The 13,053-nt window shown below is 63.8% G+C and carries 8 protein-coding genes; 1 reads left to right on the top strand and 7 read right to left on the bottom strand.

The genetic code is table 11. The annotated features are described in order from the left end of the window. The first annotated feature begins 3 nt into the window (after positions 1–3). Positions 4–840: a DegV family protein gene (locus SKC41_RS16875; protein ID WP_330978614.1), complete on the top strand. Its 837-nt coding sequence runs from the start codon at positions 4–6 to the stop codon at positions 838–840. Here the strand turns inward: SKC41_RS16875 and SKC41_RS16880 are convergent. The 7 genes from SKC41_RS16880 to SKC41_RS16910 form a co-directional block, all read right to left on the bottom strand. Next, the gene (locus SKC41_RS16880) at positions 823–3,759 is read right to left on the bottom strand and encodes an MMPL/RND family transporter (RefSeq protein ID WP_330978615.1); all 2,937 of its coding nucleotides are present in this window, start codon (positions 3,757–3,759) and stop codon (positions 823–825) included. The two genes, SKC41_RS16875 and SKC41_RS16880, sit on opposite strands and share 18 nt — an antisense overlap. Beyond that, positions 3,756–4,184, bottom strand: a complete 429-nt coding sequence (locus SKC41_RS16885; RefSeq protein WP_330978933.1) for an MmpS family transport accessory protein — start codon at positions 4,182–4,184, stop codon at positions 3,756–3,758. The genes SKC41_RS16880 and SKC41_RS16885 overlap by 4 nt, the downstream gene beginning before the upstream one ends. A 200-nt stretch (positions 4,185–4,384) precedes the next feature. Then, positions 4,385–5,443, bottom strand: coding sequence for an NAD(P)H-dependent amine dehydrogenase family protein (locus SKC41_RS16890; RefSeq protein ID WP_330978616.1), 1,059 nt, complete (start codon positions 5,441–5,443; stop codon positions 4,385–4,387). A gap of 70 nt (positions 5,444–5,513) precedes the next feature. Further along, the gene (locus SKC41_RS16895) at positions 5,514–7,253 is read right to left on the bottom strand and encodes an AMP-binding protein (protein WP_330978617.1); all 1,740 of its coding nucleotides are present in this window, start codon (positions 7,251–7,253) and stop codon (positions 5,514–5,516) included. A gap of 10 nt (positions 7,254–7,263) precedes the next feature. Further along, the gene (gene pe / locus SKC41_RS16900; protein WP_330978618.1) at positions 7,264–8,379 is read right to left on the bottom strand and encodes an acyltransferase PE; all 1,116 of its coding nucleotides are present in this window, start codon (positions 8,377–8,379) and stop codon (positions 7,264–7,266) included. Positions 8,380–8,423: 44 nt separating this feature from the next. Further along, on the bottom strand, positions 8,424–11,423 hold the full coding sequence (locus SKC41_RS16905; RefSeq protein WP_330978619.1) for an MMPL/RND family transporter: 3,000 nt from the start codon (positions 11,421–11,423) through the stop codon (positions 8,424–8,426). A 141-nt stretch (positions 11,424–11,564) separates the two neighbouring features. After that, on the bottom strand, positions 11,565–12,986 hold the full coding sequence (locus tag SKC41_RS16910; protein ID WP_330978620.1) for a condensation domain-containing protein: 1,422 nt from the start codon (positions 12,984–12,986) through the stop codon (positions 11,565–11,567). Positions 12,987–13,053: the final 67 nt, after the last annotated feature.

The following is a 13,053-nucleotide window of genomic DNA, read 5'->3' on the forward strand; positions in this document are numbered from 1 at the left end:
CGCATGGCCGTCGTGGTGGTGACCGATGCCTCGTCGCGCCTCCCGGCCGATCTGCTGGAAAAGTGGGCGATACGCGTTGTCCCGCTGCATGTCCTGCTCGACGGGGGCGACCTGCGCGACGGTGTGGACGAGATCCCCGACGATGTCTACGCGCACCACGCCACGACCGCGGCGGCCACCCCCGCCGAACTCGGCGCCGCCTACCGCACGGCGCTGGCGGACTCCGGCGGCGATGGTGTGGTGGCAGTGCATATCTCGTCGGCGCTATCGGGCACCTGTGGCGTGGGCCAACGGGCCGCAGCTGAAATCGGCCCGGCCGTGCGCGTCATCGACTCGCGGTCGGCGGCGATGGGCACCGGCTTCGTCGCGCTGGCCGCGGCGCGGTCCGCGGCCCGCGGTGCTGACCTCGAAACCGTTGTGGCCGCAGCGAACTCGGCGGTACACCGCATTCACGCGTTCATCGTGGTGCACGGTTTGGACAATCTGCGGCGCAGCGGCCGGATCGGTGGCGCCAAGGCGTGGCTGGGCACCGCGCTGTCGCTGAAGCCGCTGCTGCGCATCGATGACGGCAAACTCGTTCTGGCCCAACGGGTACGGACGGTCAGCAAGGCGACGACGGCGATGCTCGACCGGGTCTGCGAAATCGTCGGCGACGATTCCGCGGCCGTTGCGGTGCACCACGTCGTCAACCCCGACGGCGCGAACGAAGTGGCCGCCGCGTTGGCCCAGCGGCTACCGGCCTGCGAGCCCGCGATCGTCACCTCGCTGGGGCCGGTGCTTGGCGTGCATGTCGGCCCCGGCGCCGTCGCGGTGTGCCTGGACCTAGCTCCTGGCAGCTGACGCGGCCGGCGCGGCCGGGGCCGGCGGCAGACCGTAGTTGCCGCGCGGATGCACGACTTGTGGCCACCAGAACCAGCGTCCGAGCAGCGTCGCGATGGACGGCATCAAGAGCGTGCGCACGATGAGCGTGTCGAGCAGCAGACCGATGCAGACGGTGGACCCGAACTGGCCCAGCACCCGCAGGTCACTGCCCAGCATCGAGGCCATCGTGAACGCGAACACCAGACCGGCGGCCGTCACCACTCCACCGGTGCCGGCCATCGACCGGATGATGCCGGTCTTGAGTCCGTTGTGAATCTCTTCTCGGAATCGGGAGACCAGTAGCAGGTTGTAGTCAGATCCGACCGCCAGCAGGATGATCACCGAGAGCGCGGCGACGATCCAGTGGATCTTGATGCCGAACAGATCCTGCCAAATCAATACGGACAGACCGAATGACGCGGCAATAGAACTGGCCGCCGTGCCGACGATGACCAGCGCGGCCACCACGCTCCGGGTGAGCAGCAACATGATCATGAAGATCAGCGTCAGCGCGGATACCACGGCGATCATCAGGTCGTACTTCTCGCCGTCGGCCATGTCCTTGAAGGTCGCGGCGGTACCGCCCAGATACACCCTGGCATCGGACAGCGAGGATTGCTTCAGCCCCTCCTGCGCGGCGGTGCGCTCGGCCTCGACCCGCGAAATCCCTTCCGGCGTCATCGGATCGCCCTGATGGGTGATGAAAAACCGCGCCGACTTACCGTCCGGCGACAAGAACATCCGCAGACCCGTCTGGAAGTCGGGATTGTCGAACGCTTCCGGCGGCAGATAGAAGAAGTCGTCGTTCTTCGACTGGTCGAAGCTTTGCCCCATCACGATGGCGGTGTTGCTCATCGCCTCCATCTGGTTGATCATCGCCTTGAACGTCTGGTAGAGCGTCAGCGTGATGCCCCTGGTCGTCTTCAGGGTCGTGATCAGCGTGGGAAACAGCGCATTCAGGTCGTGGGTGGCCTGGGCGGTGTGCTTGATGTCGGCCGTCAGGTAGTGGAACTGCTCGGCGAGCTGGTCGAAGCCGTCCAACGTGTCGAACAGCGACCGCAGCCCGAAGCACAGTGGAATGTCGAAACAGTGCTTCTCCCAATAGAAGTACGTCCGCACCGGCCGGAAGGTGTCGTCGAAATCCGCGATGTGGTTGCGCAGGTTGTCGGTGATCTCCGAGGTCACCGCCGTGGTGTTGGCGCTGTCATCGGCGGCATGAGACAGGTCAAGAGACACCTCGTACTGGCGCTGCGTGGTGTCGATCTGGGTCTGCAGATCGTCGGCCATCCTGAGGATGTCGTTCATGCGCTCCTTGAGGAAGCCCATGTTCTGCATCGTCGTCTGGCTTTGAATGCTGTTCTGGAACGGAATCGAGCTGTGCTGAATCGGAATGCCCAGAGGCCTGGTGATGTCCTGGACCATGGCGATGCCGAGCGTGCGCATCTCGTTTTTGGCCACCCGGTCCAACACCAGCATGTCGGCCGTGTTGCGCATGTCATGGTCGGATTCGACCATCAACAGGTCGGGGTTCATCCGGGCCTCGGAGAAGTGCCGGTTCGCGGCCTCTTGTCCTTGGTTGGACGGCGCCGAGAGCGGTAGATAGTAACGGTCGTTGTAGCTCGTCACGTAGCTCGGCAGGGCGATCATGCCGACCAGCACGACCGCGGCGCTGACGGCCAAAATGGGTGCGGGCCAACGCACTACAGCGGTGCCCACCCGGCGCCACAGGCGCCCTTGCTTGGCGGCCCGCTTGGTTTCGAACAGGTGAAAGCGACTGCCGACGAAGATCACGGCGGGACCCAGGGTAAGTCCGGCCAAGACCACGACCAGCATGCCGATCGCCACGGGTGCGCCCATCGTGTTGAACCAGGGCAGCCGCGAGAAGCTCAGGCAGTAGGTCGCCCCGGCGATCGTCAGTCCCGAGCCCAAGACGACCGGCGCGACTCCCTTAAATGTGGTGTAGTACGCGGATTCTCGATCCTCGCCGGCGCGCAAGGCCTCTTGGTAGCGGCCGACGAGAAAGATCCCGTAGTCCGTTCCCGCCGCAATCGCCAGCATGGTGAGGATGTTGGCGGCAAACGTCGTCAGCCCGAATGCGTTGTGGTAGGCCAGAACCGCGACCACTCCACGTGAACAGGCCAGCGCGACAAAGGTCATGAACAGTTGGACCAGCGTGGTGACGATGGACCGGTAGACCAGCAGCAGCATGATCGCGATGGCGCCCAGGGTGAACAGCGTGATGGTCGCCAGGCTGGCGTTACCGATCAGGTGCATATCGTCGGACAGCGCCGCGGGACCGGTGACGTAGGCCTTCACCCCGGGCGGTGCCTTGTTCTCGTCGATCACCTTGCGGACGGCGTCGACGGACTCGTTGGCCAGCGTGGTGCCTTGGTTACCGGCGAGGTTGATCTGTACGTACGCGCCCTTGGCGTCGGCACTCTGGGCACCTGCCGCCGTCAGTCGGTCCCCCCAGAAGTCCTGAATGTGCTGGACGTGCTTGGGATCCTGGCGCAGTTGCCGAATCAGCTTGTCGTAGTACTGGTGTGCCTCGGGGCCCAGCGGTTGTTGGCCCTCCAGCACGATCATCACGGTGCTGTTGGAATCGAATTCGTGGAAGTTGTGGCCCATCCGCATCATCGCCTTCATCGACGGCGCGTCCAAGGGCGTCATCGGCGCCGAGTGTGCCTCGCCGACGACTTCCAGGGTGGGAACGATGACGTTCACCAAGACCGTCACGGCGACCCAGATCAGGATGATCGGCACCGCGAAGATGCGGATGGTGTGCGGGAGATAGGGGCGGTGCCCGCGCTCGGGCTTACCTGAGCTCGATGTGCTGATCGGCCCGGTGTCGGCGGCGTCGTCGACACCCAGCTGGCTTTTGCTATTGAGATCGCTCATGCGGACTTCACCAGGCAGAAGGTTTGGGCATTGTGGCCATCGGAGTTTTGCGTGTCGCGGACGACGCCGTCCACGGTGATCTTGCAGACGATTCGGCTTCCGTCACTTTGCGCCATGATGTTGGCGCTGACGGACGGCAGCGTGGTCGAGATCGTGGTCGTCCACGGCAGCGGCGCGTTGTTGACCTGGTGAGTGTTGGCGTCCGCGTCCCAGTAGTTGATGTTCGCGGTGGCACCCGGCGGGCCGGAGATCTCGTAGACGACCACCTTCGGATTGAACTGCACGATCTCGATCCCCTTGCCGGCATTCGCGTTGAGGTCCTGCGAGCCAAAGATCTTGTGCAGCCGCGACACCACCAACGCCGAGACTGCCAGTACCACAATCAGCAGTATCGGAATCCACGCCCGTTTGAGCACCTGGGATATGGCATTCGAGTTCGGCGAACCGCTCACCTTGACCGCCTTCCGCTCACCGCCGCGGGGGCCTGCCGTCCTGCCTCGGAAAGCTCACCACCGTGTCGACAACCTTAATTGTCGGCGGAACCTTTGCTCGGCTAAGTACTCTAAACCTTAGAGGACGGAACCGTTCCTCCGGGGTGGCCTGTCTATGGCCAAAGTCATATGGGTTAGCGCGCCAGGCGGCCGGTGACAGGCGGCAAGTCGGCAAGGGTCATGATCCCGGGCTTGGCGGCCACCACCGCGGGGACGGCGTTGGTGACCGGCATCGCGGTATAGATCATGCCGAGGCCCATGAACCCGGGCTCCGTCCAATCCTTCGGCGGCAGGCAATGCAGGACGGTGCGCATGTTGGGCAATCCGAAGACCTGAATGACGTGGCCGTGCTCTAGTGGCTTGGGCGGGACGACGTGGTCACCCATGGTCCAGTTGAATCCGACGCTGACGACGTTGCGGTCGCCTTCCCAGCCGCGGTGGAAGCCGTACACACCGCCGACCGTGCCCGCCGGGATCTTCATGAAGCCCAGATCGGAGTCACCGGTGGCCGCGGTGAACGTGACGTCGAAAGTCATCTTGTCCAGCTTGGCCCCGATCGCGTCGGCCATCATCGCCGCCGATTCGGCGAAGACTTCGCTTTCCCGACGGACGTTGTCCGCCAACCCCGGCGTGTCGGGGTCTTGTGAGAACCCCATCGCCGTCTGGGTTTCCGCGGATTCGTAGGTCGAGCAGTCCACCGATTCGGTGATCCGGATTTCGTCCACGCGCTCGCAGGAGGCGGATAGCACCATGCCGACCATGTTCGTCATGCCGGGATGCGCACCGCTGCCGAAGATCGTCGAATTGCCCTTCTGGCAAGCGTCTTCGATGCGTTTGCGGTCCTGCGGGGTCTGCTTGCCGCCGGTGATCCACGCCGCGCTGGAGCACACGTTGACGCCCGATTCCAGCAGCCGAACCAATTCGTCGATGTTGGGCCACAACGGGTTATAGCAACACGCATCGGCGCCGAGCGCGATCAGCGCGTCGATGTCGTTGGTGGCGTGCACCCCGGTCGGCTCCGGCCAGCCGGAGAGTTCGGCGGCATCCACACCGACTTTGTCCGCCCCGTGCGCATACACCCCGACCAACTCCATGTCGGGCCTGCCGATGATGGCGTGCAGCGAGCGCCGCCCAATGTTGCCTGTCGTCCACTGAATGACACGTAACGGACGGTCTGGGCTGGCTGTGCTCATCGTGGCTCCTTTGCCGCTGCGGGGGTGGAACCATTATGCGAAGGGTGCAACCCGCCTACTGGTCGGGGTCTTAGGCGTCCAGCCGGACGAATTGGTCCTGGCGGTACTGCTCGACACAGGCGGCACGGCGGATCTTGCCGCTCGTCGTGGTGGGGATCGACCCGGCGGCTACCAGCACGAGGTCCCCGACATTGAGACCGTGCGCATTGGATATCGCCGAGGTGACCTCGCTCTTGACACCGCTGAGCCATCGCTCAGCGTCCTCGTCGATGTCGGCTCGCTTCTTGAGCTCGACGACGGTGACCAGTTGTTCGGTACCGTCCATCGGAACCGAAATCGCCGCGACCCGGCCACGCGTGATCTCTTGGACCGTGGTCTCGATGTCCTCGGGATAGTGATTGCGCCCACGGATGATCAGTAGATCCTTGATGCGCCCGACGATGAACAGCTCACCGGAGTAGATGAAACCCAGGTCGCCGGTTCGCAACCACGGCCCACCCGGAGTGCCCGGCGACGGGTCGACAAGTGTTGCGCCGAAACAGCGCTGCTCGGAAGGTGGCTTGCGCCAATAGCCGTCGGCGACATTCTCGCCATGCACCCAGATCTCGCCGATCAAGTCCGGTGGGCATTCCCGATTCGTCTCACCGTCGACGATGCGCACCGTAGGGGATTGCGGTACCCGGTATTTGACCAGCGCCGTGCCCTTCCTGGCCGCGCACGGTTCAACCCGGCCCGCACCGAGCGCTTCGGCATCGAAGTGGGCCGCCGGCGACGATTCACTCCAGGTGCCGCTCGCGACGAAGACCGTGGCCTCGGCCATGCCGTAGGAAGGACGCATCATATGGTCTTGAAAGTTGAAGTGCGCGAACCGATCTACGAAGCGTCGCAAGGTGCCCGGCTCGACACGCTCGGCGCCGCTAATGATGCCCAGCACACCGCCGAGGTCGAGCCCGGCCAGGTCTTTGTCGGTGGTCTTGCGAGCGGCCAAGTCGAAGGCGAAGTTGGGCGCCGACGACCATGCGTGGGAATTTTCGGCCAGCGCTCGGACCCACCTGGCCGGTCGCTCCAAGAATCCGACCGGACTGGTCAACTCGGCGCGATAGCCGCTCAGGATCGGAGCGCAGACTCCCAACATCAAACCCATGTCGTGGTAGAAGGGCAACCACGACACGAGGGTGACGTCCGACGGGATTGTGGTTCGCGCGGCCGCGAAGAAGCTGTACATCAGCTGCTCGAAATTCACTTCGAGGTTTCGGTGCGAGATCCGCACGCCGGTCGGCGTTCGGGTCGAACCCGAGCTGTACTGCAGATACGCGATGCTCGGTAAATCGGCTGTCCGAGCACTTTTTTCGACGTCAGCGTCCAGATTCAGCGAATCGATTTCGACGATCTTCGGCACATCGTCCATGTGTGCTTGGTCAACGAATTCGGCGACGTCTTCGGCGAAGGCGGATGTGGTGAGAACCACCGAAGGCGACGTGTCGGCCAGCACGGCGCTTACCCGCTCGTGACTCGAGCCGCGATGCGGCAGCGGAAGTGGAACGGCGATAAGCCCCGCCTGCATCGATCCCAGGAACGCCGCAATGTAACCAAGGCCCTGGGGGGCCAGGATGACGGCCCTGTCTCCGACCGACCCGTGCGGACCGAGATCGCGTGCGACATTGAGTGTTCGGCGAGATATCTGCGACCAGGAGAGGCTCTCGCGAACACCGTCCCAGTTGCCCTCGTAGTCAGTGAACGTGTACGCCACGTCATCCGGCCGTAGGCTGGCGCGCCCGTGCAGCATGGCGAGGACCGATGATCCAGACATTCGCGCGTTATCAGCCGGTGCCGTGGGACAACACGGACGTGGCACCGGCGACAATCTGTGACAGCGGATCGGCGCCGCCGCCGAACGTCGCCTGGTTGGCCGGTGCCGTGACTTCGGCCGGGTCAAACCCGTGCACCGGGTCCACCTGAACCGGAGCGGTCGCCGGGTCGTCGTTTCGCGAGTAGCCCGCGTTCACCCGGGGGATCAGGATCGCGTCGAGCCTGTTGAGCGTGTCTTCGTCGATCCCGACGTATTTCAGCGGCATGACAAGCGGAAGGTGCTTTTCGGGGACCATGATCGTCGTGTCCCTGGCACCCCTGGAGTTGATCGTCGTCCTGATGTTCTGCGGCGGCACCATGCTCGGATTCGTGAAGGCCACTGCGGTGTGACCGGTGGCCAGGCCCAGGAGCGTATTGGCGAGCGCGAACAGGTTGTCGGGCCGGTCGGGGAAGTCCGCGATCGAGTCGTACGCGGACACGAACCTGTTTGTGTCGTATTGACTTTCGTATGGTGGCGGCATGGTGTAGTCGAGAGCGGGGACGGTGCTGCCGACCGGGAACATGGCGCTCAGGAAGCTCTGCCCGAAGGCGTGGCGCCCGATCGGATCGCCGAAGGTGGCGAAATTCAGCCTGTCCGGTGGGGGAGCGGTCGGGTCATTGGCCAGCCGCGCCTGCTCGCCGTCGACCACGAACCCGCCCTCGGACAAACCGATCGCGGTTCCGGGGCGACCGGCGCGGATCGCCGCATCGAGGTTGTTCACTCCGACGTCGACCGACTCGCCGACGCTGGGGCCGTCCAGACCCAGCCCCGGGAAGAGTTCATCGAAGCGGCCGATGCCGGGGAACAGCCGCTCCAGCACGTGGCCCTGGACCTGGCCCGCCGGGTAGCGCACGATTTCGCGCTGCTGGCCGGGGAACCACTGCGCGCCCTCTTGGCGGATGTACTCGTCGTAGGGGATGCCCAGCACGTGAGCGCCGCCGAGAGCGAATGCGGTCTGGTCGCCCGGCGCGCCGGGCGTCGGCGGTCCGCCGATGGGCGTGTCGTCCGCCGACGCGGCTCCGACACCGAAATATCCTGTGGCGCCGACAGTTACCAGCGCCGAAACTCCTGCGAGTAGCTTCTTCATTCCTGATCCTGACCGCTCGGATTCGTCTCGTAGTCTCACATAGATCATGCGTACCCCCTAACCGGTTGCGGCTCGGCGCGTCGGCGCAAGTCCACTCGCGATGGCCACCAGTTCGCCCGCCCGACCAGCGCAGCGATGGCGGGAACCGTGACGGTGCGCACCAAGAAGGTGTCCAGCAAAATCCCCACGCCGATCACGAAACCGCCCTGGACCACGGTGCCGATGCTGGAGAACAACAGACCGCACATCGACGCAGCGAAGATCAGACCAGCGGCGGTGATCACGCCGCCTGTCGAGCTGAGCGTGCGAATGATGCTGTAGCGCATGCTGTGTCCAGACTCCTCACGCATTCGCGAAACGAGCAGCATGTTGTAGTCGGCCCCGACCGCGACCAGCACCACGAACGCCAGCGGTGGCACGCTCCAATGCAATTGCTGGCCCAGTAGGTATTGAAATACCAGTACGCCGATACCTACCGCCGACAAATAGGAAATGACCACGGAAGCAACCAGATACAGCGGCGCAACGATCGCTCGAAGCAGTGCGATCAAGGTCACCAGTACGACGAGGAGGGTTACCGCGATGATGAACCGGATGTCGTGCTGGTAGTAGTCGCGGGTGTCCTTCAGGCCAACGGTGTACCCCGCCATCGAAATCGTGGCGTCGGACAGCGCGGTATTCGGTTGTGCTCCCCGAGCGGCCGCTGTAATCGCGTTGACCTGATCCATCGCTTCGGTGCTAAACGGATTCAGCTTGGTTTGAACCAAATAGCGCACCGAGTGGCCGTCGGGCGAGATGAAAATCTTGGCCGCCTTCTGGAACTCCTCTAACTGCAGCAGCTGGGGAGGGATGTTGAATCCCGCCATGGCCGGTTGTGCCGCATCGCGTTTCAGTGACAACAGAAATGCCGCGGATTCACCGAGCCCGGAACCGAGCTGTTTGACTTGGTCGACGAGCTGAGCCACCGCGTCGGCTATTTGCCGGCTGCCGCCGGCGAGCCGGTTCGCTCCGTCTTGCACGCTGTTCAAATTCGCTTGCAGGCCACCGGGTTTGTCCATCCCCATCGAGTGCATCACCTTGGTGAGCTTTCCCAACGCGGCGCGCACGCGGTCCGTCGACGCCTTCAGTGCCCTTTTGTCCTGGTAATCCTGGAGTTGGTGGGCCAAATCGTTGATCGCGTCGAGGTCCGCTTGATCGCGGGATCCCACCAGCTGCTCGAATGTCCCGCGGGTCGTGCTGCACGATTGATCGGCATCGCAGACCGGGTTGCCCTGCAGCGCTGCCAGCACCGGGCCTATCCAGGCGAACACGTTTTTGGCCGCCGAGAAATTCCAGCCCATGGCGTTGCTGAGCGAGTTGACGTGATCGACGAGCTGGGCTGCGATGTCGACCTGTTTGACCAGCGCGTCGCCGCTGTACTGGCTCTTCGCCGACGAGAAGGCACTTTGCAGTTCCTCCAAGCTGGCCGCGAGCTGGCTGACCTGACCGCGGACCTCGCCCAGGCTGTTGGCCAGCGTGCCGCTCCCGGCGACCAGCCGGTTGAGATCACCGGTGTGGTCGTTGATCATGGTGGACCCGCCGGCCAGCAGGGTGCCGATGGCGCCCGCCTGATAGGTGGCCCGGAATTGTTCGGGCACGTTTCCGGTAGGACGCGTAATGCCGCTGACCGCAGCGATATTCGGCAGTTGGCTGACTCGGTCCGCCATCTGCTCCAAGTCCGCCAGGGCTTTCGGCGTGCGAAGGTCATGCGGCGATTGGATGAGGATGTACTCCGGAATGGATTGATTCACCGGGAAATGACGATCCAGCGAGGCATACCCGACGGAACTCGGCGCGGACGCCGGCAGGGCCTTGCGGTCGTCGTAGTTGTAGCGCACCAGCCCCGCGCAGCTCGCCAGGACGGCGAGCACCAGCACGCTGGCGACCAGATTGGCCCTGGGCCGGCGCACGATGCGGATGCCCGACCGCCGCCAGAATCGGGCGCTCAGTTCGCGACGTGGCTTGACCCAGCCACGCGGCCCCGCGATGGCCACAATTGCCGGCAGCAATGTCACCGCGGCGAGGAAGGCCACGCCGACCCCGATCGCCGAGGACGCGCCGACCGTTTTGAACACTCCCATTCGGGCGAAGCTGATCAGGAGAAAAGTGATGCCGACGGTGGCGGCGGATGCGCCGATGACTTTGCCGATCGAAAACATTGCGCGTTTGATCGCCTGATCGGAATCCGCTCCCGCGCGCAAATAGTCGTGATAGCGACTGATCAGGAAGACCGCGTAATCCGTTCCGGCGCCAGCCATTATGGCGCTCAGAAATACGATGGACTGATTCGAGACGCCGGCTCCGGTGAATAGCGAGTAAGCCGCGACCACCGCTTGCGCGATGACCAGCGATATCCCGATCGTCAGCAACGGCAGCAGCATGGTGACCGCACTGCGATAAATCACGAATAGGACGATCAGCACCAGCACGGCGATCGCCAGCTCGATCGGAAGCCGGTCCTGCTCGCCGGCGACCGTGAGGTCGGCGACGGTTGCCGCGGGGCCGGTGACGTTGACCGTCAGGGGCGTTCCCGCGACGGAGTGTTCGACGATGTCGCTGATCCGGTTGAACGCGGCATAGGACTGTGGCGTGCCCAGCTCACCGGCGACGCCGACCGGAAGCACCCATGCCTTGTGATCCTTGCTGGTCACGACCGAGCGCAGCGGCGGGGTGCTGATGAAATCCTGCACCATCAAGACATCTCGCGTGTCTTGGCGCAGCGTGTCCACCAGTTTGCGGTAGGCGGCTTCGTCGGCGGGGCCGAGCCCCTTGTCGTCCGTCAGGACCACCAACAGCAGGTCCTCCGAACCCGATTCGTGAAACGCCTTGGTCATCTCGCGTGCGGTGACGCTCGACGGCGCGTCGTTGGGCAAGAGCGCGAGCGGATGCTTCTGGGCCATCTCGCTCAGCGAGGGCAAAGTCAGTGATAAAGCGACCGCAACCGCGACCCAGAGCCCGATCACTATCCAGGGCCACCGCACCACGAAATCGGTCAGCCGTCGCATATCGCCCTCGCCCCTGGTCGGCGCAGTCGGGTGCGCCCGCCGGCGGCGCTCGCCGACGCCCTGTTACGCCGCGCTCGTTCGTACTGTGCCCGACTGGAGTTCGCGCACTTGAGAAAAGCTATTGCCTCGGATGGACTCACGCTACGCGACGCGCCCCCAGTGCCCACTGCCAGCGACCCGGCCGCACACGGACTTCATCGCCGCCATGTAGCGTCTCACTGATTTCAGGGCGACGGGATTGTCGGGATGCATGATCGCCATGACGGTGCCCTCGCCGTACCGGAATACATAAATGGTCAGCTGATAGGAATACCGACCATCGGGATAGATCCCGATATTGTCCGCGAGGCCCAGGTCGGCCGCCGCAAGAATCGCATTGAGCGGAGCGGCGCCGCCGTGAAAGAAGTTCGACACCGGAAAGTTTGGCCGCGGCCAGCGCAACCACGGCGCTAATTCCAGTACGCGGTAGTACGGCACCTTCGCCATGTCCAGCCCGGAATCGAAAGAGGCCTGCGCCGCCCATGCGGCATCACCGAAAGAGGCGGCCGCGATGGGCACGGTGATCGGAATCAAGCCGGTAAACCAGCCCTGTGTCATGAAATTGTCCGCAGCGGTGCGCGAATCTCTGGGCGTGAGCCCGTAATACGTCAGAGCGCCGGCGAATTCATGCTCTAACAAGGCGAAGCAGGCGAACAGGCCACCGACGAAGCGTGCACCGGCGGCGGTGCAGGCGGATTCGAATCGCTCCGTCTGGGCCACGTCCATCAGAAGTTCGGAGGTCATCTGACTGCGACTCGACTCCAACGGGTTGCCCAGTGGGAGCGGGAAATCAGGGAACCCGCCATTGTTGTTGTCGGCGAAGTCAATCCACGCGCGCACCTCGGGCGAATCGACGGTCAATTTCGACGTGTACTCGCGTTCGCGGATGCAGAAATCGTCGAAGCTACCCGCATCGGGAAGAGCCAGCGCCTCTGCGCCGCTGCTCAACGCCGAATACATTCCGTTGGCTTCCATCATCGTTGTGCCGATCAGCGTCGCGTCCCCGTGCACGTGATCCATGGCGGCAAAAAATGTGAAATGACGCTCGTTCTGGATGATCCCGAAGGTGAAACAGCCCCATTGCAGCGGGTTCGGTATGGCCACGACATGAGCGTGTATTTCGTCAACGGTCATCTGGCCGTGGTCGATTGGCGCGAACTCAATATCGGCCGGATCGCGCAGCGTATGCCGGACGAACTCACCGGTCTCGGTGTGCTCGAACCAACTGCGGAACGTGTCGTGTCGCCGCAGATAGGCGTTCACCGCATGGTCCATCGCCGCGACATCACAAGTCCCAGGTAATTCACAGGTCGCGATGATCTGCCGGGAGAAGTTCAGCCCCGCGGCCGTCCGTTCGCAGTAGTTCCGAAGATGCTGGCCCTGCATGTAACTGACCGGCACAGAGCTGACAGGCGCTTGTCGGACCTTGTCTTTTGCCGCATCCGTCGGGTGCCACGAGGTGACGGAGCCTGGTGCCAGCGTCCAATCATCGAGTGCGCCGATCGTAATTTTCCCGATGCGCAAAACTACGTCCCCCTCGATGTAAACGGTCCCGGTCCGGCCACTTGCGGCGTCACCAAGATAACCCGCC

The organism is Mycobacterium sp. 050128, assembly GCF_036409155.1.
GTDB lineage: Bacteria > Actinomycetota > Actinomycetes > Mycobacteriales > Mycobacteriaceae > Mycobacterium.

What these genes read in the sequence shown, in the direction of transcription:
- SKC41_RS16875 (WP_330978614.1), top strand. Translation starts at nt 4, where the DNA reads ATGGCCGTCGTGGTGGTGACCGATGCCTCGTCGCGCCTCCCGGCCGAT.
- SKC41_RS16880 (WP_330978615.1), bottom strand. Translation starts at nt 3,759, where the DNA reads ATGAGCGATCTCAATAGCAAAAGCCAGCTGGGTGTCGACGACGCCGCC.
- SKC41_RS16890 (WP_330978616.1), bottom strand. Translation starts at nt 5,443, where the DNA reads ATGAGCACAGCCAGCCCAGACCGTCCGTTACGTGTCATTCAGTGGACG.
- SKC41_RS16895 (WP_330978617.1), bottom strand. Translation starts at nt 7,253, where the DNA reads ATGTCTGGATCATCGGTCCTCGCCATGCTGCACGGGCGCGCCAGCCTA.
- pe (WP_330978618.1), bottom strand. Translation starts at nt 8,379, where the DNA reads ATGAAGAAGCTACTCGCAGGAGTTTCGGCGCTGGTAACTGTCGGCGCC.
- SKC41_RS16905 (WP_330978619.1), bottom strand. Translation starts at nt 11,423, where the DNA reads ATGCGACGGCTGACCGATTTCGTGGTGCGGTGGCCCTGGATAGTGATC.